The 21,302-nt window shown below is 57.8% G+C and carries 22 protein-coding genes; 6 read left to right on the top strand and 16 right to left on the bottom strand.

Annotation, left to right across the window (positions count from 1 at the left end; all coding sequences use genetic code 11):
* Positions 1 to 246 precede the first annotated feature (246 nt).
* Genes FE795_RS16425 through FE795_RS16445 form a run of 5 tightly spaced genes read right to left on the bottom strand, consistent with a single transcriptional unit; the run spans position 247 to position 2,539 of the window.
* Positions 247 to 597 (bottom strand): DUF2294 domain-containing protein, encoded by a 351-nt coding sequence (locus FE795_RS16425; RefSeq protein ID WP_131071079.1) that lies wholly within the window; start codon positions 595 to 597, stop codon positions 247 to 249.
* Positions 598 to 639: 42 nt separating this feature from the next.
* Positions 640 to 1,584 carry an ornithine cyclodeaminase family protein gene (locus FE795_RS16430; RefSeq protein WP_219235340.1) on the bottom strand — a complete coding sequence of 315 codons (945 nt, stop codon included), beginning with the start codon at positions 1,582 to 1,584 and terminating at the stop codon, positions 640 to 642.
* A 12-nt stretch (positions 1,585 to 1,596) separates the two neighbouring features.
* Positions 1,597 to 1,875 carry a 2Fe-2S iron-sulfur cluster-binding protein gene (locus FE795_RS16435; RefSeq protein WP_003805258.1) on the bottom strand — a complete coding sequence of 93 codons (279 nt, stop codon included), beginning with the start codon at positions 1,873 to 1,875 and terminating at the stop codon, positions 1,597 to 1,599.
* Between the two features lie 11 nt (positions 1,876 to 1,886).
* On the bottom strand, positions 1,887 to 2,231 hold the full coding sequence (locus FE795_RS16440) for a hypothetical protein (RefSeq protein ID WP_059318082.1): 345 nt from the start codon (positions 2,229 to 2,231) through the stop codon (positions 1,887 to 1,889).
* Positions 2,231 to 2,539, bottom strand: coding sequence for a 2Fe-2S iron-sulfur cluster-binding protein (locus FE795_RS16445; protein WP_003805261.1), 309 nt, complete (start codon positions 2,537 to 2,539; stop codon positions 2,231 to 2,233). Before FE795_RS16445 ends, FE795_RS16440 begins: the two co-directional genes overlap by 1 nt.
* A 200-nt stretch (positions 2,540 to 2,739) precedes the next feature.
* Here FE795_RS16445 and FE795_RS16450 point away from each other — a divergent pair, with 200 nt between their 5' ends.
* On the top strand, positions 2,740 to 2,931 hold the full coding sequence (locus tag FE795_RS16450) for a hypothetical protein (protein WP_131071081.1): 192 nt from the start codon (positions 2,740 to 2,742) through the stop codon (positions 2,929 to 2,931).
* Here the strand turns inward: FE795_RS16450 and FE795_RS16455 are convergent.
* From FE795_RS16455 to FE795_RS16480, 6 genes are all read right to left on the bottom strand, one after another.
* Positions 2,928 to 3,962 carry a 2Fe-2S iron-sulfur cluster-binding protein gene (locus FE795_RS16455; protein ID WP_003805265.1) on the bottom strand — a complete coding sequence of 345 codons (1,035 nt, stop codon included), beginning with the start codon at positions 3,960 to 3,962 and terminating at the stop codon, positions 2,928 to 2,930. The two genes, FE795_RS16450 and FE795_RS16455, sit on opposite strands and share 4 nt — an antisense overlap.
* Positions 3,963 to 3,982: 20 nt before the next feature.
* Positions 3,983 to 4,462: a GlcG/HbpS family heme-binding protein gene (locus FE795_RS16460; protein ID WP_003805267.1), complete on the bottom strand. Its 480-nt coding sequence runs from the start codon at positions 4,460 to 4,462 to the stop codon at positions 3,983 to 3,985.
* A gap of 31 nt (positions 4,463 to 4,493) precedes the next feature.
* A complete protein-coding gene (locus FE795_RS16465) occupies positions 4,494 to 5,954 on the bottom strand; it encodes an aldehyde dehydrogenase family protein (RefSeq protein WP_131071082.1) in 1,461 nt (486 codons plus the stop codon).
* A 60-nt stretch (positions 5,955 to 6,014) separates the two neighbouring features.
* On the bottom strand, positions 6,015 to 6,749 hold the full coding sequence (locus FE795_RS16470; RefSeq protein ID WP_003805271.1) for a TenA family transcriptional regulator: 735 nt from the start codon (positions 6,747 to 6,749) through the stop codon (positions 6,015 to 6,017).
* Positions 6,750 to 6,873: 124 nt separating this feature from the next.
* Positions 6,874 to 8,355, bottom strand: a complete 1,482-nt coding sequence (locus tag FE795_RS16475; RefSeq protein WP_059318079.1) for a gamma-glutamyltransferase family protein — start codon at positions 8,353 to 8,355, stop codon at positions 6,874 to 6,876.
* Positions 8,352 to 9,869, bottom strand: coding sequence for a hypothetical protein (locus FE795_RS16480; RefSeq protein WP_003805276.1), 1,518 nt, complete (start codon positions 9,867 to 9,869; stop codon positions 8,352 to 8,354). The genes FE795_RS16475 and FE795_RS16480 overlap by 4 nt, the downstream gene beginning before the upstream one ends.
* 170 nt (positions 9,870 to 10,039) lie before the next feature.
* On the opposite strand from FE795_RS16480, the gene FE795_RS16485 reads away from it, so the two are divergent.
* Both FE795_RS16485 and FE795_RS16490 read left to right on the top strand, forming a co-directional pair.
* Entirely contained in the window at positions 10,040 to 10,780 is a 741-nt protein-coding gene (locus tag FE795_RS16485; RefSeq protein ID WP_131071083.1) for a TSUP family transporter, read from the top strand.
* A gap of 95 nt (positions 10,781 to 10,875) precedes the next feature.
* Positions 10,876 to 11,583 carry a GntR family transcriptional regulator gene (locus tag FE795_RS16490; protein WP_003805280.1) on the top strand — a complete coding sequence of 236 codons (708 nt, stop codon included), beginning with the start codon at positions 10,876 to 10,878 and terminating at the stop codon, positions 11,581 to 11,583.
* Between the two features lie 146 nt (positions 11,584 to 11,729).
* On the opposite strand, the gene FE795_RS17380 is transcribed toward FE795_RS16490, so the two are convergent.
* Together FE795_RS17380 and FE795_RS16495 are read right to left on the bottom strand one after the other, a co-directional pair.
* Positions 11,730 to 11,855: a hypothetical protein gene (locus tag FE795_RS17380; RefSeq protein WP_268885612.1), complete on the bottom strand. Its 126-nt coding sequence runs from the start codon at positions 11,853 to 11,855 to the stop codon at positions 11,730 to 11,732.
* A 48-nt stretch (positions 11,856 to 11,903) separates the two neighbouring features.
* Positions 11,904 to 12,452: a ferritin-like domain-containing protein gene (locus FE795_RS16495; RefSeq protein WP_059318077.1), complete on the bottom strand. Its 549-nt coding sequence runs from the start codon at positions 12,450 to 12,452 to the stop codon at positions 11,904 to 11,906.
* 544 nt (positions 12,453 to 12,996) lie between these two features.
* Here FE795_RS16495 and FE795_RS16500 point away from each other — a divergent pair.
* Both FE795_RS16500 and FE795_RS16505 read left to right on the top strand, forming a co-directional pair.
* A complete protein-coding gene (locus tag FE795_RS16500) occupies positions 12,997 to 13,539 on the top strand; it encodes a Chromate resistance protein ChrB (RefSeq protein ID WP_131071084.1) in 543 nt (180 codons plus the stop codon).
* On the top strand, positions 13,523 to 14,746 hold the full coding sequence (locus FE795_RS16505; RefSeq protein ID WP_003805288.1) for an MFS transporter: 1,224 nt from the start codon (positions 13,523 to 13,525) through the stop codon (positions 14,744 to 14,746). Before FE795_RS16500 ends, FE795_RS16505 begins: the two co-directional genes overlap by 17 nt.
* 250 nt (positions 14,747 to 14,996) lie before the next feature.
* Here the strand turns inward: FE795_RS16505 and ssb are convergent, their stop codons facing one another.
* Positions 14,997 to 15,509, bottom strand: a complete 513-nt coding sequence (gene ssb / locus FE795_RS16510; RefSeq protein WP_059318076.1) for a single-stranded DNA-binding protein — start codon at positions 15,507 to 15,509, stop codon at positions 14,997 to 14,999.
* Positions 15,510 to 15,767: 258 nt separating this feature from the next.
* On the bottom strand, positions 15,768 to 16,979 hold the full coding sequence (locus tag FE795_RS16515) for an MFS transporter (protein WP_003805292.1): 1,212 nt from the start codon (positions 16,977 to 16,979) through the stop codon (positions 15,768 to 15,770).
* A gap of 111 nt (positions 16,980 to 17,090) precedes the next feature.
* Here FE795_RS16515 and uvrA point away from each other — a divergent pair, with 111 nt between their 5' ends.
* Positions 17,091 to 20,054: an excinuclease ABC subunit UvrA gene (gene uvrA, locus FE795_RS16520; RefSeq protein ID WP_131071870.1), complete on the top strand. Its 2,964-nt coding sequence runs from the start codon at positions 17,091 to 17,093 to the stop codon at positions 20,052 to 20,054.
* A 122-nt stretch (positions 20,055 to 20,176) separates the two neighbouring features.
* Here the strand turns inward: uvrA and FE795_RS16525 are convergent, their stop codons facing one another.
* On the bottom strand, positions 20,177 to 21,301 hold the full coding sequence (locus FE795_RS16525; protein WP_059318073.1) for a deoxyguanosinetriphosphate triphosphohydrolase: 1,125 nt from the start codon (positions 21,299 to 21,301) through the stop codon (positions 20,177 to 20,179).
* Position 21,302 lies beyond the last annotated feature (1 nt).

The following is a 21,302-nucleotide window of genomic DNA, read 5'->3' on the forward strand; positions in this document are numbered from 1 at the left end:
TTTGTCTCCAAATAAAAAGCCGGCCTCCGGCCCTGGGAATTCCCAGGGCCCGAGGCCGGCGGTATGCAAGCACTTCCTGTCGGCAACTTCCCCGAAGCAGGCCTGTCACGGCCTGAACCCGGCTCCGCAGCCCGATGCACACAGCACATCCGGCTTCAGAAGGAAGGACAACAAGACTGTCTACCAGTCAGCTTCTTTTTATCGATTTGGAATTCAGGGCGGCCGCTCACACCACCGCCACTGCATTCACACTCCTTTTTGCAACAACACCATGGTGGAAGACAACTGCGCGACGGCATCGTAGTCCTTGAAGATGGCCACAACATCCAACCCGTACTCTTCCACCAAAACCTGCTTCATCTCCTTTTTGAAGGCCTTGATCAAATACAGATCGGCCAGATCCGCAATATGCGCATTTTCCCGGCTCAGGGTCTGCAAAGCGGGCTGACGCTTGTGCACCGCCAACATGCTGATCCTGTCCTCCGTTACATCTATTTTCAGTGTCACGACACCAGATGCAAAAATACTGCTATTGATGCGGTTGTAATCCCGGGTCAGCGCCTGCTTGAATTCGCCTATAGAAGAAAAGCCTGCCATTCCCATTGCCTACCCCCAACATGCTTGAATTATTGTCGTTTTTCAGTGTGCAGCAACGACCTCCTGCGCCGCCTTGCCAAGCTGATAACGGCGATACGCCAGTCCAGCGACCGCAATATCCTCAATTGCCACACCCACTGATTTATACACGCAAATACCCTGTGCGTCGTAGCCCTGACCCGGGTCTAATTGCAACCAATCGCTGAGCTCGCACAACTTGCCGTGGATACCACAGTCCGGTGCCGCCAGAATCAAGTCTCCAGCCTCAGCCAGTGTCTGCTCCCCCCACTCCACCACAACCGTGCCCGCCCGCTCCAGACAGGCATCGTCCAGCTCCCGCGCAACCGGCAAACTGGAGCCGACCGCCGCCACAAAGCAGCCGGGCTTGAGTGTGCGTCCATCAAACAGGGGCTCCCGACTCCGGCTGGCCGTCACCAGAATGTCCGCCTGTACGGCGATCTCCTCAGGACGCATGGCACGCACCGGTACACCGCATTCCAGCTCCAGCTTGCGACAACGCTCCTCGTTCACATTCGGGCTCCAGACCAGAAGCCGACGCACGTCAAAAGCCTGACAAAACTGCATGGCATGCGCGATCCCTTGAGCGCCCAGACCCAGCACGCCCAGGGTTTGGGCTTGAGGATTGGCACCCCGACGCGCCGCCAACACCGAACAGGCTGCTGTGCGCCATTGCGTAATCGCACCGGCCTCCAGCGTGGCCAAGGCCTGACCACTGAGAGCATCAAACAACACGATGACAAAGTTGAACGCGCCCCGCACCGTCGTGTAGATCTTGGCCCCTGCCACCTGTTGGCTTGGTATGACCGCCCCCAGGGTGGACAGACGCGTCTCCCCCACCTGCGTGCGCACACGACGCTGCTGGGCCGCGCGCCCCTGTCCAAACTCCAGAAAGGCCTGCTCCAGCACACCCTGCACGGCGGCAGCGTCAAGCAGTTCATGGAGTTGCTGATCGGTCAAATGCAGCATGGGCGACTCCTCTTACCAGCTCACCGTGACATCGCCACGAACAAAGGTCTGGCACGCCATGCGAAAGCCCTCTGCCAGGTCCTGCTCCGACAAATGCTTGTGTTCTTTGGCCTTGACCTCATCCGTATTGTCCAGTCCTTCGGTAATACGGCATTTGCAAGTCCCGCAAATGCCTCCTCCGCACTTGAACGGTATACCGCCCCGCTCCCGGATTGAGACCCGCAGCAAGTTGCTGTTTTCTGCGGCGGACACCACTAAGTCATTGTTCGATGCAAATGTAATCTGAACCATATTCTGCTACCTCAGGATTGCTGCTGTGCCGGGGTCTGGTCCCCAGCCTGGTGACCGACGGCCTGACACTGACGCAACTCGGCCTGGATGCTGCCAAACTGCGTCAGCCCGGCCAGCTCTTCATAAGCCTGCTCGGCGGTTGCAAACTTTTCCATTTGCCGGGTAGGAATGTCATTGATCGTGCCGTTGGGCGTCTCTTCCACAATACGCACGCGCGACCCTTCCTGAATGCGCGCGATGGCAAACACCGCTTTGAAACGTCCCTGAAAATGGTATTCATACGCTGCCACCGTCTCCACACCCACACCCGGCTCCGTGCGATATTCCCCCGGCTTGCTGGTCAGTACCACATACATCACTGCACCTCCTGCATTTCAGCCTGCTCCAGAACAATGTCCTGCGTAATCCACAACTGGCAGGCCAGCCGCCAGCCCTGATCCAGGCGTTCACCCAATTGCTTTTTCTCTTTCCAGTTGGCGGCAGGCAGATGCTCGGCCCCGTCCAGCACACGACACGCGCATTTGGCGCACTTGCCCATGCCGCAACCGTAGGTCAAATGAGGAAAGGGGAATTGCTTGATGCCCGCCCTGACCACCAAATTCGTGTTCTCCTGCACTTCGCCCACATGAGTCTGGCCGTTTTTATGAAAAGTAATGGTTGGCATAAGACCTCCTGCTTGCTGCCAATGATGCGACCGGATTGCGAGCCCTGACCGCCTGAAAAACCAAGAACGGTATACCAAGTCAAAAAATGCGCTTTCTCCGCAACAGATTTCCTTAGTTTTAAACACAAATTTCTGTCAATTTGAGTAGAAACCCCTATTGCGGTATACTTAATTCAATTAAAACCTTAAACGAGACTGTCATGAAAACCCCCGTCGAACGTCGCTATTTGCAGCGTCCCGTCGGCGAGCAGTTGCTGCCTCATTTGGCTCAGCGCAAGCATCTGCGCCGTCGTATTCCACTCATCAATCTGCCCTCGCTCACTGAGCTGTTTGGTAGCCGAAAGAAGCGCGACCCCAAAGCGGCCCACGATCAGCTCCCGCACAACGCCTAGGCAAGAGAAGGCTCTGCCGCACGGGTATCGGACTGAAAGTTGAAGGCATCGGCATACATGAACTGCTCATTGGCACCATGTTCCTTGAACAGGCCACGTGCCTGCTCAATCATCACGGGCGAGCCGCACAAGTAGATGGCATGCTCTGACAGGTCGGGTTCATCCCGGCATACCTGTTGTTGCACATAGCCCCGAGCGCCTTGCCAGCTCTCGTCAGCATGGGAGAGCACCGGGACAAAACGGAACTCGCACAAGCGGTCCGCCCAAGACTCGATTTCCTGGGCCAGATACAAATCCTCGGGTCGGTTCATCCCCCAGTACAGGCTCACGGGCGGGCAATCTTCCTTGTCCAGCAAGGACTCCAGAATTGCCTTGATCGGTGCAATACCCGTACCGGTGGCCACCATGACCATGGGCCTCCAATCTCGCTCACGCCAATAGAACACGCCCAAGGGCAGTTCCAGTCGCAGTTCGTCTCCAGCCTTCAAGGCTGGCAGATGCACCTGGGTAAAACGACCGCCTTCCACTTCCCGCACATGCAGTTCAATCCGACCCTGTGCCGCATCGGCATTGGCCATGGAAAAACTGCGCGCACGCCCGTCCTCGAGCAGGATGTTCAGATACTGACCCGGACGAAACTGCACTTGCACGTCCTGGGGCAACTGCAAGGTCAAGCGCCAGATTCCCTGGCACGCCCGCTCCACGCGATGAACCTGCGCCCTGACTTGCTGCACTTCAGGCAGCTCATCACGATGGGCAGCCAGACTGATTTCAATATCGGCATCCAGTCGAGCCTGGCAGGCGGCGGCATGGCCCTGCTCGTGTTCTTCATCAGTAATGCTCATGGGCAGGCTGTCATCCTCGTAACACACCTTTCCGCGAGTGACCTGAATGCGGCATGTGCCACAGCCACCGAACTCGCAGTCGCTGTAAATACGTACGCCTTGGCGCTGGGCGGCCTGCAAGAGGGTCTCCTGCGGTTCTACCCAAAACTGCTCGCCTGTTTCCTTGATATCGACACGATGGGCCATGACCCGTCCTCCTGATGCCACTATTTCTTGATATCGGCCTGAACCAATACATCCAGACCCTCATCCTTCAAGGCCTCGGCCAGCGCCTGCAAGCCAGCAACCCCGGCTGCCGTGTCCTGCTCGCCATTACCACCACTCAGGCCTATGCCACCAATCACTTCGCCATTGACCACAATGGGGTAGCCACCCACAAAGGCGGCAAAACGCCCCTCAAAGCTCAGCTGAATACCGAAAGCCTCATTGCCGGGCAAGGCCGGACCATTGGGCGCGGTAGTGAACAAATGGGTCGAGCGCTTATGGCCCGCCGCTGTAAATGCCTTGTTCCAGGCAATCTGGGCACCCGTGATACGCGCGCCGTCCATGCGTTCCATCACAATGGGATAGCCGCCCTCATCGACCACACACACTGTCTCCAGCACACCAATCTCTTTGGATTTGGCAATCGCCGCGTCCACCATCAAGCGCGCTTCGCGCTGTTCCAGACGTAGGATCTTTTTCATAATGCTTCTCGGTAAATCGGGTTAATAAAATTCAGATGCCGCGATACACGGTCTTGATCTGGGTGTAGAACTCCAGACCCGCACGACCGGATTCACGGAAGGTAGACGTGCTGGACTGTTTCAGCCCGCCAAACGGAGCATTGATCAGATTACCGGTCGTCGTGCGGTTAATCTTGACGGTCCCGGCCTCGATATCATTGGCAAAGCGATGCGCATACTCGGCACTGCGTGTCACGATGGCAGCCGACAAGCCGTATTCGGTATCGTTGGCCATGGCCAACGCCTGCTCATAGGAATCGATTTCCAGCAAGGCAATCACGGGTCCAAAAATTTCTTCACGGGCAATACGCATCTGCTGGGTCACGTCCGTAAACAAAGCCGGGCGCATGAACAGGCCGCGTGCGTAGTCGCCTTCGGTCAAACGTTCGCCGCCCAGTAAATGGGTGGCTTCCTGCTTGCCAATGGCCACATATTCCAGAATGCTTTCCAACTGGCTTTCGGTGGCAATAGGCCCCAGATCGGGATTGCCATTCAAACCATTACCCACGGTCAAGGCGCTGACTTTCTCTACCAAGCGCCGCGTGAATTCTGCTTTGACCTGACGATGCACCAGCACACGGCTGGTCCCTGTGCAGGCTTGCCCACTCAGAGAAAAGCCACCCTGCACCACCAGCTTGACGGCCAGATCCAGGTCGGCGTCCTCCATGACAATCAAGGGATTCTTGCCACCCAGCTCCATTTGGGTCCGGGTGCTCATACGTGCCTGACGACAAATGTCTTCACCCGCCTGGGTCGAGCCAGTAAACGAAATAGCGCGTACCTGAGGGGATTGCACCAGCGTGGGCCCTACTTCACTGGCCCTGCCATGCACCAGATTCAGCACACCAGCCGGAATCCCCGCTTGTGCAAAGGCTTCACACAGGTAGTAGCCGGTCAAGGGCGTATCAGACGACGGCTTGAACACAACGGTATTCCCGGTGATCAGAGCGGGGGCAATCTTGCGTGCCGGGATGGAGATGGGGAAATTCCAGGGCGCAATCACTGACACCACACCCAATGGCTCGCGCTGGGTATAGACCAGTTGCTGCGCATCATCCTGGGGAAATGTCTCGCCGGTGTAGGTCTGGCCTTCAACCGCATAAAAGCGCAGGGTCTGGGCCGAGCGCCCGACTTCCATCTTGCTTTGCGCCAGCGTCTTGCCTTCTTCCCGCGTCAAGCCTTGCGCAATGCGCTCCACATTGGCATCGAGCCACGTGGCCGCTGCATTCAATATACGTGCCCGAGTGGTGATCGGCGTGGCCCGCCATCCGGCAAAGGCAGCCTGGGCAGCAGCCACGGCGGCCTGCGCATCCTGCGCTGTGGATAGCGGGAAAATGCCCACTACATCGTCCCGATCAGCCGGATTCAGATTGGGCTGCGTACGTCCGCTCTGGCTGGGTTGCCATTGCCCATCAATAAAATTGTCGAAAACGACGTCCTTGAGATTTTCCACCGCTGTACTTCCTTGTCTCTAGATTGGCGGGCAGCCCATCTGCCCGCCCGACTTTCCGGCTCAGGCCGCTTCCAGTTGCAATTCCTGCAGGCTGATCTCGTCTTTGACGTAGTCGTTGTACAAGGAAGTTGTATACAGTAGACGCATTTCGGCGCCAATTTCACAGATACGCAGGCAGCGCTGCTGCAGTTCCACGGTGTTGGCGTGCTCCAGCACGATCTGGTAGCCGCGTTCGCCATGAATCTCGTCGGACACGATATGCAGGTCGAAAAACTCCACCTCTTCGTCGGTAAAGCCGTACTTTTCGCGCAATGTGGGCGTTTGCTTGCGATAAATCGAAGGCACCTGGGACTCCAGGCCCACCACCAGACCAGCAACCGCCACCACCGGATCTTCACGCATGGCAATGGCGTAGCACCAGGCCTGCAGCGCACGCGTGGTGGCATTCATATTGTCAGGGTTTTCAATACGGGCCCGTGTCGTGCCGCAAGCCTCGCCAAAGCGGATCAGCAGATCGGTGTGGCGGTCACCACCAATTTCCTCTTCGTACATATTGGCCAGCAAGAAGTCTTTGGCTTCCACGTATTCGGCGGGAGTGCGGGCATACAGATAACCCAGGTAATCGGCAAAAGGGCCCACATAGTGATAGTGGTTTTCAGCCCAGCGAGCCAGATGCTCACGGCTTAATTTGCCAGTTGCCCAGGCAATGCTGAAAGGAGAGGTGTTGGCACTTTTGCCCTTGATGGCGGTTTCCAGTGCGGTGCGAAATTCATCGCGATTCAGCAGTTTTTCCATGACTGTTTCCTTGTTGAAAGACGTCGCCCTTTGCTGCAGTCGACGAAAGATGAGGTTTGGACTATTTAAGTATATTGTATACCGTCTACTATTTTAGAAAGTAGGGAATAACCCTGCCTGGCTCTCAGCCCAGCGCGACACAACCATCTTTGCGCGGATCGGAAACGGCCTTCAAACGGCCGTCCGCCAAACGTTCGACCGCCTGGGCGCCACCGAAATCGCTGCGACCTGCCAGCTCGCCGACTCCCTTATCAGGCGGTCCATACGCCGAACCACGCAAGAAAGCGGCGCAATGTGCATCAAACCCCTCTTCCAAAGCCAGTCTGCCCGCTGCCTCCAGACGCCAGCGTGGGGCAAACAAAGCGCGCTCTAGCGGCCAGCCGTCGCGCAGCACACGTGTCCAGATCTGGATCTGGCCCTGCGGCTGCATCAAACCGCCCACCACACCCAAGCCCATATGAAAGCGGCCGGAGCGCAAAGCTACGGAAGGCACGACGGTGTGATAAGGCCGTTTTCCTGGCCCTGGCCCATTGACATGCCCCGGCCCGGAAAACCCGAACCCCCGGTTTTGCAACACAAATCCACAACCGGGCACCGCATAGCCCGAGCCAAACCGTTTGAAAATACTGGACATGAACGTGACCGCCAGACCCTGTCCATCCACCACTACCGTGCAGACGGTGTTGCCTGCCGGATCGCACACCACCCGGGAAGCCTGAGCCATGGCCGCTTCAGTGGCTTGAACCAGCGCCAGTTCAGCAGCCGCCTCGTCGGCCGGCCGATGCCAGGCAGCCTGAACCGCCTCCAGCACGGCGACGCCATGTGTATTGGGAGGACACTCAAAAAGACTGAATTCACCAAGAGCCGTGCTCACCGGTTCACAGAAAAAGCCCTGATGCCGCTGAAAGTCCTGGGCACGCAATAAGCCCCGTACCTGCTTCATGGCCCGTTCCGCCTGCTGGGCGGGACGCCCCAGATAAAAAGCATCTGGCCCCTGCTCGGCAATCTCTTGGAGCACAAGCGCCAACTCGGGATTCACATAGCGCTCACCCGCCTTGGGGGGATTGCCAGCACGATATAAGGCGGCACAGGCCGGATCACGGTGTAGAACAAAGTCAAAGATGTGCCATTCCCGGGCTGCCACGGGCGCCACGGCAAAACCCTCCCGCGCGGCCTCGATAGCCGGCTGGAACAGGCTTGCCCAAGCCAGGCGCCCATAACGCTGATGCATATCCCACCAACCCCGCACCAGTCCCGGCGTGGTGATCGACAAGACATGGCGCTCGGGAATACGTTCTCCTGGCAAGGCCTGAACCTGCTGAGCCGTCAGCAGCAAAGGGGCTGCTCCGCTGCCGTTATAGGCCACAGGCGTACTGTCTGGCGGCGCAATCATGGCCAACAGATCGCCCCCTATACCCGTGGCCATGGGTTCGACCACCCCCATCACGGCATCGGCAGCAATCGCGGCATCGACCGCAGTGCCCTTGAGCTCCAGCATGCGCTGCGCTGCCCGTACAGCCAGAGGATGACCCGCCGCCACCGCCCACTGCTGTCCCAGCCCTTGCTTTTCGCCCGCACGATAGGCTGTCGTCTCCATATCGCTCATCCAAATATCAGCACTGCGCAGATCGTCGAGAGCGCCATCCCACTTAGCACGGGTATCGTCAACGCGCGCACCAGATCCAGAATGTGTACACGGGCGAAACCCGCCACGGCAATCAATGACGACCAGGCAATCAGAGTGCCTCCTCCCGTCCAGATAGCGCCGATCTGTCCTACTGCAGCCAAGGTTTCCACTTCCAGGCCGGAGACCGGGCTCAAAGCCGAGGCCAGGGTGCCGGTCAAAGGCAAGCCCGAAAAGCCCGAACCATCAATGCCCGAGATCATACCGACCAGCAGCACACCAAAAGCCACCAGGAAATGATTGTCCGGAATCAGGTGCTGACCGGCTGAAATCAGCTCGAACAGCAAGCTGGGCGTCTGATCCAGCGGCGTACCCAAAATAGCGGACGTTGCTTCACTAGCCCCCAGAAAGAAGAAGCCGGCAATGGGCAAGACCGAACCCATGGCGCGAAACGCGAACACAAAACCATCGGTCATATGATCCGGGCAGGTATCCAGCATACGTCGCGGGCCTTCGGCCATACAGGTGGCAATCATCATCAGCACAAAGGCCACGCCACCCACCAGACCGGCAGCATCCCCGCCCCGCAGCACCGGCAGGGATGGAATAAAGCGCGGCAAAAGCATGATGCCAATGACACCCAGAAAGGCCAGCGGCGTGGCCCAGGCGAGGATGCGCGAATAACGCTCTTCCTTGGCTGTCAGCCCCACATGCACCGTATGCTCATTCCCGGCGGTGCCACGGGCAATCTCTGCCTTGTCATACGTTCCTTGGGACTCGACCTCATCCAAGGTACTGTCCGGGGCCTGTCGCATCCAGGCATCCAGCAAACGGCTGTCTGCCGGTTTGAAATGACGCCGCATCAGCAAAAACGCCAGACTCAGGGCGACCCCACCCGTAATCCAGGACAAGACCAGCGCACGATCTGCCAGGACAGCCACATCCGCACCGACACCGGCCGCCTTGGCGCTGATACCGGGAGCCACGCCGATAATGTAATCTGACGACAAGGCCATACCCTGCCCGCAAATGGCAATGGCCATGGCCCCCACCAGGGGCGGCAGGCCTGCGGCGATGGCAGCGGGAAGCAGGATGGCCGAGACCAGTGGCACCGCAGGTGTAGGCCAGAAAAACAAGGAAATGAAATAGGTAGCCGCCGCAATCATCAAAAACGACGATCCACTATTGACCATGACCTTACGAAAGGGGGCCACCATCTTTACATCGGCTTCCAGGCGCTTCAAGGAATTGAGCAGCGCCGTCATGAAGGTAATTACCAGGAAAATATTGAACAGTTCCTGGGCCGCCACAAAACTGGCTGAAAAAATGCTGATGAAGCCCTGAATCGGGCTGCCTGTTATGGCGGTAACAACGGCCAAGGTGCCAATCACGGATGGCACCACCACGTTGGCCCGGAAGATCATCGTAATGATGATCACCAGAACGCTGATCAAATAAGCCCAGTGCGCCGCACTGAGCACCACGTCGCTTTGCATGTATCCCCCTTTCCTTCTCTTTTTTCTGACTATCGAGCACACCTGAAACGGTATACTATCTTCAATCTTTATTTCATATCAGAAAAATCTACCGGAAATTGGGGAAAACTCTGAGAGTTTGAAGAGTAAAACTTCCGGATTGAATACCTTATACAAATAAAAGGATGGGTATGGCGGCTTTAATCGATCTTGTGGACCCGCTATCCTGGTTGCTGATGGCGTGTCTGGTGGTTCTGGCCGCTTTTCTGCAAGGAGTAGGCGGGATTGGCTTTGCCATGCTGGTGGCCCCCATTGCAGCACTGATCTTCCCGCAACTGGTTCCTGGCCCCTTACTGGCTCTGGGTGGCAGTGTCTCCTTGCTGGCCGCGCTGCGAGAGCGCACCTATATCGTGCCGCATGTCGTGACCTGCGCGCTAGGGGGACGTGCTGTGGGTTCGGTCATAGCCGTACTGGGCATGACACAGCTGCCTCTGGAAGCCGTTAACCTGGGTTTTGCGGTCGCTATCCTGGCCGCCGTCGCACTGAGCGCCTGGGGCCTGCGCATCCTGCCCTCCCTGCGCAACATGATTCTGGCCGGCATTGCATCGGGCATCATGGGCACACTGACCTCGGTGGGCGCCCCTGCCCTGGCCATGGCCATGCAAAATCTGGCTCCTGCACAGCTACGCGCTTCTCTGGGTCTGATTTTATTTTTAGGCGCCAGCCTGTCACTGCTACTGCTTATTCTGGCAGGCCTGTTCACCCTGCAGCAGGCCATGCTCAGCATCGTGCTGTATCCGTTCATGCTGCTGGGCTTTGCGTTGTCAGGACAGCTACGCCATAAAGTCAGCCTGACCTTGATGCGCAGGCTGCTGTTGGGCATCTGCTCGCTCAGCGCACTCGCGTTGATTGCACGGACTTTATGGAATTGATTGCTTAGGGGCCAAACTGTATACCATATTCAGAAAAGCACGCTCACGCCGTATAATCATGCCTGGCCCTTTTGCCCGATTGCACAGGTCGTACCATGAATATCCCCAGCTTCAGCCTTCCTCATTCCTTGACCGGCTCAGACAACCGTCGTCTGGGTGATCAGCACGCGTCATTGTTTGCGGTCATCCGTGATCAATTACGCGAGCGCATTCTGAGTGGCGAATTTCACCCCGGTGACCGACTGGTGGAGGGCAAGCTGGCTACCGAGCTGGGCGTCTCGCGCATACCGGTACGAGAAGCCCTGCGAGAACTGGCCTCAGAAGGGCTGGTCACTATTGAGCCACGCCGTGGTGCCTCGGTGGCCGTGCTGTCGGCAGAGATCGCCTACAACATGGCTGAAGTACGCGCCACCTTGGAAGGCCTCAACGCAAAGCTGGCTGCCCAGCGTCGCGATCCCGCCAATATCGAGAAGCTGCAAGCTATTCTGACCCAAGGCCACGACGCGATGGACGCTGGCAATCTGGACTTGCTCAAATCCCTGAACCGGCAATTTCATGAAACCCTGGCCACCATGTCGGGCAATATCGTGCTAACCGAACTGATGCGCTCCTTGCGTGATCGCACCGCATTGCTCTTTGCGCCCAGCAATTTGCAACGCATCCGCCAAAACTGGGAAGATCACGCTCAGATTCTGAATGCCGTCGTAGCCGGCAATGGTGATCTGGCCAACCTGCTGGCCACCCAGCATGTCCATAATGCGGCCAAAGCGTATCAGGACGCCCAAAGCGGCGAGAAACCCTGATCGATCAAGTCGGCGTGCTCCACCTCCAGCGCTGGACCTGAGCCCGTGCACAGGGTTCGTCGACCCTGAAAGACGCGTGCCCCAGCGTCCGCATTGATTTGACTGTTGAAAGTCGCAGCGCGCGTGCCGTGGGCAGCCTGCACGCCCTACTCTTGAGTCACACGACGTGCCAGGCTGGCCTTGCACAGGGGCTTCGTCACGACGGTGCCCACCTCCCCGGCCATGGCTCGCCACTCGCCCCATCGCTGCCCTGCTTTTTCAGAATCAGACAATAAAAACCCCGGCAATGACCGGGGTTGGCTGGGCTATGATCAGCTCAGTTAAATGTCCAGCAGATCTCCCATATCATCTGCGTGTTCTTCCTCAACAGCCATAATCTCAATCAGCATCTGGCGGGTCGTGGGGTCGGTGTCGCCGATACGTTCAATCATCTGCCGGTAGGACTCAATGGCAATACGCTCGGCAATCAGATTGGCACGGATCATGGATTTAATATCACTGCTGTCGTCATATTCCGCGTGGCTGCGTTCAACCAGATTCTGAGGATTGAAGTCTGGCTCGCCGTTCAGTTGTACGATCCGCTCGGCAATACGGTCGGCATGCTCGGCTTCTTGCCGGGCATGCTCCAGAAACTCGGCTTTGATAGGTTCATTGTTCAAACCGGTGGCGGTGAAATAGTGGCGCTTGTAGCGCATCACACAGACTAGCTCGGTGGCCAGAGCTTCATTGAGCATCTGAATGATTTCTTCGCGATTGCCCTTATAGCCGGACGCCACCGCCCCATCGTCCACAAACTTCTTGGCAGCCGCGCGAATAGCGGCAACATCAAAGGGACCGTGGTTTGGTGTCACAACTTTATGCTTACTCATTGCATTCCTCCGTATTGATTCCCACCGCGAACGCGCGGCGCCGTATCACGCAACAACCGGAAACGAACACACGGACTTCAGAACCAACCAGAGCTTGCGTTAAGAACAAGCACGTTACCTAAGCCTGGGTTTGAAGTCTGCACGCTGCTTGTGGTTGAGACCGGTCGTGCAAGAAACTGAACAAAGTGGATAGGCTGTTTCATAGTAGCGACTGCTCTCGCGCTTGAAAAGCTGAAAACGGCGGCAGGCGTCAGCCGACACACAGGCAGATTTACGCAGCAGGGCTGGCAAGCACTCACCCCTAAAACACGGAAAACTGACGAGCCATGCGGCTTAGCCAGGACATGGGGTGCCGGCACAAGAGGCCGGAACACGCCCTCATTGTGTTCAAGCCGAGATACAAGACCAAACACTTGGATACAGGCGCACGCTGTTTTCAGGGTGGAAGCGTCCCTTGGCCTCGTAGGCCAGATAAGGCCGATGCCTATTTTAAGAATCAATGGATTCTATTAATATGAATCGACCGTTACTTTTATTGCGGACAATGACTTCAAGAAGCTGGATACTACTGACTTACAAAGTCCCTGCGGAACCCAGTGCCAAACGTCTGGCACTGTGGCGACGCTTGAAAAGCCTGGGGGCGGTTTATCTGCAAAACGGTGTGTGCGTCCTGCCCAAAACGGATGAGCATGTGCGTCGCCTGAAAGTGCTGGAAAATGACATCGCGACCATGCAAGGCGAGTGTGTCCTGCTAGAGACGGTTGCCCTGGACAAAGCCCAGGAGGATAAAGTGATCGCCCGCTTCACGCACGAGCGCAACGATCAATACCAGGAACTGCTGGGTTGCTGCCGGGACTTCGAAGCCGAGATCGACAAGGAAATATCGATTCAGAAATTCACCTATGCCGAGCTCGACGAAGAGGAAACCGACCTGAAGAAACTGGAGAGCTGGTACGAAAAAATCCAGAAACTGGATTTTTATGGCGCTCCCCTGGCACAGATTGCTCAAGAGCGTCTGCAAGCGTGCAGGGCCCGACTGGAAGCCTATGCCCAAATGGTCTACGACGCCCATGAAGAAAACCGCTGATCCCATGCCTGCCCAGGCCCTCGCCTCCCGAGCCAACATTCACCGTAGCGTCTGGGCGCTGGGTTTCGTGTCCATGTTCATGGACATTTCCTCCGAGCTGATCCATGCCCTGCTGCCTATCTACATGGTTACGGTCCTTGGCACCTCGGTACTGGCAGTGGGCCTGATCGAAGGTATTGCCGAAGCCACAGCCTCCATCATGAAAGTGTTTTCCGGTGCCCTCAGCGACCGTTTTGGCAAGCGCAAGCTGCTGGCCGTCATTGGCTATGGCCTGGCTGCCCTGACCAAACCGATTTTCCCCCTGGCGAACTCCTTGGACTGGCTGGTCGGCGCCCGTTTTGTCGATCGCATTGGCAAAGGCATACGCGGCGCCCCCCGCGACGCTCTGGTTGCCGATGTCACTCCACCCGAACTGCGCGGCGCAGCCTATGGCCTACGGCAAACGCTCGATACCATTGGCGCATTTATCGGCCCTTTACTGGCAATCGGACTGATGTGGTGGACGGCCAATAACTACCAGCTAATCTTCTGGGTCGCAGTCCTGCCCGCCTTTACGGCCCTTGCTATTTTGGTGTTCTTTGTACGCGAACCCAAGCTACCCGCCACAAACCGCCCCCGCACACTGCCGCTGAACCGGCAAGAATTAGGCCGCCTGGGCTCCCGTTACTGGTGGGTAATCGTGATTGGTCTGGCCTTTACCCTGGCCCGTTTTAGCGAAGCCTTCCTGATTCTGCGCGGCGAATCCAGCGGACTGCCACCCATGTGGGCCCCAGCCGTGCTGGTCCTGATGAGTGTGGCCTTCTCGCTGTCTGCCTACCCTGCCGGTGTCCTGTCCGACCGCATGCGTAAAACCGATCTGCTCCTGATCGGCGTGGCCTTGCTGATTGCAGCAGACCTGATTCTAGCCTTCGTCCCCGGCCTGTTTGGCCTCGGTTTAGGGGTAGCGCTGTGGGGACTGCACATGGGATTTACTCAAGGCCTGTTCAATGTACTGATCGCTGACAGCGCCCCCGCCGAACTACGCGGCACTGCCTTTGGCCTGTTCCACCTGCTCACCGGCATTGCACTGCTGCTGGCCAGTGTGATTGCGGGCCTGCTGTGGGACTCCATCGGCTTTCAGGGGACATTTGCCGCTGGCGCACTCTTTGCCGTCTTGACGGGAGCTGGTCTGATCGCCCTACGGCGCTCTGCCCAAGGACACTTTTAAAACGCCGCCTGAGACGATGCAGCAAACGCAGACTCGGGTTCTGCCCACCGTGCCGCCCAACGGGGTTGGAGCTAGCTACCTACCCTCAACGGCTCACTGGTTTTCGCCACGCGAGTCGGGACTGCGCAGCCAGGGCGTCAAACGGGGCCCTGCCTCATTGCGAACCGTCGACCTCGTCGACGACGACCCACAAAAAACCCTGGCCCGCACGCTGCTAACCAGGGTTTCTGAGCCTGAAGGCTGCTGGGAATTAGAACGGAATGTCGTCATCCATATCGGCCAGATTATCCGACATGGGTGCGGGGTTGCGGGGGGCCTGTTGCGGTGCCTGCTGCGCAGGAGCAGGACGCTGAGCGCGCTGAGGAGCCGGCGCACCACCGCCGTATTCGCCACCGCCCATGCTGCCACCACCCATCTCGCCGCCACCATCACGACCACCCAGCATTTGCATTTGCTCGGCAATGATTTCAGTCGTGAAGCGTTCCTGGCCGTCCTGACCCGTCCATTTACGGGTACGCAGACGACCTTCCACGTAGACGGGACGGCCTTTGCGAAGGTACTCACCGGCAATTTCAGCCAGGCGGTTGTAGAACACCACGCGGTGCCATTCCGTTTCCTCGCGGCGTTCGCCGGAGGTACGGTCTTTCCACTGCGAAGTCGTGGCAATGGAAATATTGCAGATGGCCGAACCTTCCGCGCTGTAGCGTACTTCTGGGTCACGGCCAAGATTGCCCACCAGAATGACTTTATTTACCGATGCCATGAAAAAATCCTGTAGTCAAAATTTCAATATCAAGCCGTATTATCGTGGATTCGTGCCTTAATTAACACTCCCACGCGGCTGCCGGCGAGACTGTTTTGCCCATGCCGACCATCCCCGTACGACACCTTGAAAGGCCTGTCAGGCTCTGCAGCCCAACCCTGTCGCAGCCATGCCCAGCTCTTGCTACCTGGGCCCATCCGGTCACCTTACAGGCGCCTGCCCGCCCGCTTGTTGCACAGGCGTAACCAACACCGCCTTTCAGTATTTGTCTTTGAACCCACGCGCCGTCAGTAGCCAGAGCACGGCCAGGGCGGCACCCGTCCACAACACCCATTGGATTTGCCCACGACCCGCCAGGACGCCCCCGACCAGCCCACCCGCAAATACGCCCAGGGACTGAGAGGTGTTGTAAAAACCCAGCGCCAAGCCCTTATATTCGGGCGGTGCCACACGCGAGACCAAAGACGGCTGCAAGGCTTCCAGCACGTTAAAACCAATGAAAAACAAGGTCAATGCAGCCACCATGGGCACCAACGCATCGCGTGCCCACGGCATGACAGCCAGTACCACGATCAACAGCAACACAGCCAGTTCCAACGCTTGCTTATGGCGCTTGCGAGTCTCGGTCCAGAACACCGCCGGCACCATCAGTACAAAGGACACCAGGATGACGGGCAGGTACACCTTCCATAAATCCTGCGTTCCATAACCGCCCAAGGTAGCCAGAATACCCGGCACCACGATGAACAAAGACATCAGGATAAAGTGCAGACAGAACACCCCAAAATTCAGGCGCAACAAATCCATATGACGCAAGACCTGCCCAGCCGTGACCCGCACAATCGAAGCGGGCGCTTTAGGGGCGCTGGGCACAGCAAAAGCCGCGATCAACAGACAGACAAAACCCAGCAAACTGATCGCCCAGAACAAGCCTGACAGTCCGAATTGTCCCACCAGAACTGGGGAAAGAACCAGCGATACGGCAAAAGACAGACCAATCGAGCCGCCTACCATGGCCATTGCACGCGTCCGTACCTCAGGGCGCGTGGAGTCAGCCACCCAAGCGGAAATAGCGGCCGAAACCGCCCCCAAACCCTGGATACACCGCCCGACTGTCACCCAGTCGATATGTTGCGCCAGGGCCGAGATCACCCCGCCAATCACAAACAGCGCCATGCCAATGACAATCACCGGACGACGGCCAAAGCGGTCCGAAGCCATGCCCAAGGGAATCTGCAACACGGCCTGTGTCAGGCCATAGGCCCCCAGAGCAAGGCCGACGCGGGCGGCATCATTGCCGCCTGGCAACGCGTGCGCGGCAACAGCGAACACGGGGGTAAGCAAAAACAGGCCCAGCATCCGAGAGGCAAACAACAAAGCAAGCAGGATGCTGGCCTTGCGTTCCTGCCGGGTCAGACTCAGGCGTGCTGGGCGCGAGCCGGCCGTATTCATGGTTTGATGTGTACTCATTTAATACTCTGTCACAACTGGGCTGCCAAGGAGCCCCGTTACCCGTTCACATAAATTCTGACGCAACGCGCTATAGTAGCAAGTTGCCTTTTGACAAGCCTAAATAAAGCGATGGAAGCCATCCGCATTCGTGGTGCCCGTACCCACAACCTGAAAAATGTCTCCGTAGACCTGCCACGCCACCAGCTGGTCGTGCTGACGGGGCTGTCCGGTTCTGGGAAATCCTCTCTTGCCTTCGACACTTTGTATGCCGAGGGCCAGCGGCGCTATGTGGAAAGCCTGTCCGCTTATGCACGCCAGTTTCTGCAACTGATGGACAAACCCGATGTCGACCTGATCGAAGGCTTATCGCCGGCCATTGCCATCGAACAAAAGGCGGCGGGCCATAACCCGCGCTCGACAGTCGGTACCACAACCGAGATCCACGATTATTTGCGCCTATTGTACGCGCGCGTCGGCACACCTTACTGCCCGGACCACCATCTGGCACTGCAGGCCCATAGCGTGAGCCAGATGGTAGACCAGATTCTGCAATGGGAACCAGAAACCCGTATCGCTGTGCTGGCTCCCCTGCACCGCGCCCGGGTAGGCGATTTGCAACTGGAACTGCGTGGCTTGCAGGCCCAAGGCTTTGTGCGGGTACGGGTCGATGGGGAAATCTCCAGCATTGAAGATCTGCCGACGCTCGATGCCGAGCAGGCTCATGATCTGGACCTGGTGATAGACCGGCTGCGTATCCGGCCCGACAGCCAGCAACGTCTGGCAGAAAGCCTGGAAACCGCCCTGTCCACCAGCAATGGGCGCTGCCTGGTGGTCAATCTGGACACCGGTCGGGAACAGCCCTATTCCAGCCACTACGCCTGCCCGGTCTGTGATTACTCCCTGCCCGAGCTGGAACCGCGCCTGTTCAGCTTCAACAATCCGGCCGGCGCCTGCCCGGAATGCAACGGTTTGGGTCAAGTCGATGTGTTCGACCCGGAACGCGTTGTCGCTTTCCCGGAACTGAGCCTGGCCGGCGGTGCGATAGCGGGCTGGGATAGACGCAATGCCTTTACCTATACCCTGCTGACCAGCCTGGCAGCCCATTATCACTTTGATATCGACGCACCCTTCGAGTCCCTGCCCGACGAACTGCGCCACACCGTGCTGTATGGCTCCGGCGCTGAGGAAATTCCTTTTCTCTATTTGAACGAGAAAGGTCGCACCACGGTGAAAACTCACCCCTTTGAAGGTGTGATTCCCAATCTGCAACGTCGCTGGGCGGAAACCGATTCCAGCGCTGTGCGCGAGGAACTGAACAAGCTGCGTCGCACCCAGACCTGCCCAGCCTGCCATGGTGCACGCCTGCGTCTGGAAGCGCGTCACGTCCGTATTGGGGACGACCCGGTTCCCGATCCCACAGAATGCAAGCATCAGGCAGGCGCCGCGCCTGCCAGCCCAGCAGCCCGCAACGTCGACAAATTGCCTGAAAATACTGCGCAGTGCGCACAGGCAAGCGCCACAACTCAAGGACAGGCCAAGGGTCTGGCCATCTATGAAGTCGAAGCCCTGGCTTTGTCTGACTGCCTGGCCTGGTTCGAGCACCTTTCGTTAACAGGGGCAAAAAAAGAGATTGCCGACCGTATCGTGCGTGAAATCCGCCTGCGGCTGGAGTTTCTGAACAATGTGGGTCTGAACTACCTGTCTCTGGACCGCAGTGCCGACACCATCTCGGGTGGCGAGGCGCAGCGTATTCGTCTGGCAAGCCAGATCGGCTCCGGCCTGACCGGGGTAATGTACGTTTTGGATGAGCCCTCGATTGGCCTGCATCAGCGCGATAACGACAAGCTGATCCAGACCCTGCAACACCTGCGGGACCTGGGCAATAGCGTGATTGTGGTCGAACACGACGAGGACATGATCCGCAGCGCCGACTACGTCATTGATATGGGCCCGGGCGCAGGCGAACACGGCGGACAGATCACCGCTCAGGGCTCTCCCACAGAGCTGGCCAGCAACCCGGCCTCGATGACCGGGCAGTACCTGTCCGGGCAACGGAAAATTGCCATTCCCAAACGCCGTCCAGTGGATGACAGCCTGAACTGGCTGCGCTTGTACGGCGCCAGCGGCAATAATCTGAAATCGGTGGATCTGGCGATTCCTGCAGGCCGGCTGGTTTGCATTACCGGGGTATCCGGCTCCGGCAAATCCACCCTCATCAACGACACCCTGGCCACGGCTTTCTCGCATCTGCTGCATCGCGCCCACGCCGAACCTGCCCCCTATGACCGCATGGAAGGGCTGGAACATTTCGACAAGATCATCACGGTGGACCAAACACCGATTGGCCGTACTCCGCGCAGTAACCCAGCCACGTACACCGGCATGTTCACCGCTATTCGCGAGCTGTTTGCCAGTGTGCCCGAGGCTCGCCTGCGCGGCTACGACCCGGGTCGCTTCTCTTTTAACGTCAAGGGCGGTCGCTGCGAGGCTTGCCAGGGCGATGGCGTGGTCAAGGTCGAGATGCACTTTCTGCCCGACGTCTACGTGCCTTGTGATGTCTGCCAGGGCCGTCGCTACAACCGCGAAACCCTGGATATCCGCTACCGGGGTCGCAATATCAGCGAAGTGCTGGATCTGACCGTTGAGCAGGCGCTGGAGTATTTTGATGCGGTCCCCGCAGTGGCCCGCAAACTAAGCACTCTGATCGATGTAGGGCTGTCCTATATACGTCTGGGTCAAAGCGCGACCACTCTGTCCGGGGGTGAGGCTCAACGAGTGAAATTGTCACTGGAGCTGTCCAAACGCAGTACCGGCCAAACCTTGTACGTGCTGGACGAGCCGACCACCGGCCTGCACTTTCAGGATATTGCCGTCTTGTTGGACGTGTTGGACAAGCTGGTCGAGTCTGGCAATAGCGTGGTTGTCATTGAACACAACCTGGATGTCATCAAGACCGCTGACTGGCTTGTGGACATGGGGCCGGAAGGCGGCCAGGGCGGTGGACAGATTGTGGTGCAAGGCACCCCGGAAACGGTTGCCGCCTGTGAACAAAGCCATACCGGGCGCTATCTGAAGCCTTTGTTGCAGCGCTAAGGTCCTGCTTCGCAGGACGCTACCACCAGAGATCCAGGCTTAAAGACCGCTCATTCGCCGCATCCTGGGCCATTAAAGCGGTTTCTACGGCCGTGCCTCCTGGTGAGGTCGATCTATCAGGCCTACATCTTGAATATCGCGTCATGTTCGCGAATGGCATGGCGGTCCGTCATCCCCGCAATGTAGTCGGCGATGGCCCGGGCCTGGGCAATAGGGTCTTCACGACGATGCTCGGCCGCCAGCAGGCGCGGATCATCCAAAAAAGCGTGAAACAGTTCGCGCACAATATTCTGTGCCTTGCTCATCATGCGCACCACTTTGTAATGACGGTATAAGTTGGCATGCAAAAACCGCTTGAGCTCATCAGCCTGAGCGCGTAGTTCCGGCGAGAACCCAGCCAGGCGCGGTAACTGACGAATCGCCTCCACACTATCAGGACGGTGCTCCTCCAGCCTGGCACGCGTGGTTTCGGTTAAATCGACCACCAGGGTATTGATCATGCCACGGATAATTTCAGCTACCAGACGCTGACCACTCAAGCCCGGGTACTGAGTCTGCACATGCTCGTAATGATCACGAAACAGACGCAGCTCCAGCAATTGCTCCAGACGAATCAGGCCGGAGCGCAAACCGTCATCAATATCATGATTGTTGTAAGCAATTTCATCAGCCAGATTGGCCATTTGCGCTTCCAACGACGGTTGGGTGCGATCAATGAAGCGCTGGCCGACCTCGCCCAATTCCCGCGCATGTTTTAGTGAGCAGTGCTTCAAAATCCCTTCGCGGGTTTCAAAGCACAGGTTCAGACCATTGAAGGCGGCATAGCGCTCTTCGAGCTCGTCCACTACCCGCAGGCTTTGCAGATTGTGCTCAAAGCCCCCGGCCTCGGGCCGCAGGCTTTGCATGCAACTATTCAAGGTATCCTGACCCGCATGGCCAAAAGGGGTATGGCCCAGATCATGAGCCAGGGAGATCGCTTCAATCAGGTCTTCGTGCAAGCCCAGATTGCGGGCGATGGCCCGCGCCAGCTGGGCCACTTCCAAACTATGCGTCAAACGTGTCCGAAACAAATCACCTTCGTGGTTAATGAAAACCTGGGTCTTGTATTCCAGCAAACGAAACGCATTGCAGTGAATAATCCGGTCGCGGTCCCGCTGAAAGGCATTCCGGCCTTGGGGCGCTGCCTCTGCATAACGCCGACCGCGGGACTGTTCAGGGTGACAGGCATAAGCGGCAAGCATTTGCATG

Origin of the sequence: Alcaligenes ammonioxydans (assembly GCF_019343455.1) — a bacterium.
Classification (GTDB): Bacteria; Pseudomonadota; Gammaproteobacteria; order Burkholderiales; family Burkholderiaceae_B; genus Alcaligenes; species Alcaligenes ammonioxydans.